We start from the raw sequence: 1,248 nt of genomic DNA on the forward strand, positions 1-1,248 counted from the left end.
TATGACAGATAAAAAGTTACGACAGGAGGTGAACCTGTGTGGCCGATATTCTTTCCCAGGCGGAGATAGATGCCCTGCTTTCAGCCATGTCTTCCGGCGAGCTCGACACGGAACAGATACAGCAGAAGGATGAAAAAAAGGTCAAGAACTACGATTTCAGCAGTCCTACGAAGTTCTCCAAGGAACATCTGAGGACACTGGAAATCATATATGAGCATTACGCAAGGCTGCTCTCGACGAACTTGCCGGTGTACCTGCGCAAGAACGTGCAGGTGTCGGTGGTGGGATCCGAAGCCATCAAGTTCAATGAATTTACCAATTCCCTATCCAGCCCGATTATCATGGGGGTAGTCAATTTCGCTCCCCTGAACGGGTCGATAATCATGGAGTTGGGCACGAATCTCGGCTATGCCATGTTGGATCGTATGCTGGGAGGAAACGGACAGCCCCTGGAGAAGAGCAGGGACTTTTCCGAGATAGAACAGATTATCATAGAGAGGATATTGGTGATGTTCGTCCAGCTCTTAAGGGAGCCCTGGAAGAACGTGATTGATATATCCCCTGTGCTGAGCCGGCTGGAGACCAATCCCCAGTTCGCGCAGGTGATTGCCCCCAGCGAGATGGTCGCCATCGTGACATTGAGCATCAAGATTGGGGACGTGGAGGGCATGATGACCATCTGTCTTCCTTTCCTTACCCTTGAAGATGTCATGGATAAGCTGAATACCAAGTACTGGTACTCCACCATGCAGGAGATGCATGACGAGAATTATGAGATGTATATCGAATCCATGATTCGGAAGGTGGATGTGCCTGTAAAGGCCGTGCTCGGTACGAGCACCATCACCGTAAGCGATTTCATGAATCTGCAGGTGGGAGATTGCATCAAGCTGAATTCCCTGATGGATCAGGACATGGATGTCTATGTAGGCAATATCAAGAAATTTACCGCATTGCCCGGCACGGAGAGGGACTCTTATGCTGTCAGGATTACATCGGTTATTAGAGAGGAGGAATAAACAATGGATGGTGCATTGTCTCAGGACGAGATAAACGCATTACTTTCCGGCATGGATTCAAGCGATGACGATGGAGCCGAGGCTGTTGGAGAAGGTAGCAATGGGGGTGCGGGAGGAGCAGTCCAGAGCATGGAGGAAGCCATGGAGCTGCTTTCGGATGTAGAGAAGGACGCTGTGGGCGAGGTCGCCAATATCAGCATGGGCTCCTCGGCGACTACATTGTATTCTC

General features: G+C 50.3%; 2 protein-coding genes. Both read left to right on the forward strand.

The genetic code is table 11. The features are described 5' to 3' along the window. Nucleotides 1-38: 38 nt before the first annotated feature. Nucleotides 39-1,019, forward strand: coding sequence for a flagellar motor switch protein FliM (fliM, locus tag Q2B33_RS15965; protein WP_300766799.1), 981 nt, complete (start codon nucleotides 39-41; stop codon nucleotides 1,017-1,019). Between the two features lie 3 nt (nucleotides 1,020-1,022). Then, nucleotides 1,023-1,248, forward strand: a 226-nt coding sequence (locus tag Q2B33_RS15970; RefSeq protein WP_300914105.1) for a chemotaxis protein CheC, incomplete at its 3' end; no start/stop codon positions are given.

This window comes from uncultured Acetatifactor sp., from assembly GCF_948601915.1.
Lineage (GTDB): Bacteria > Bacillota > Clostridia > Lachnospirales > Lachnospiraceae > Acetatifactor.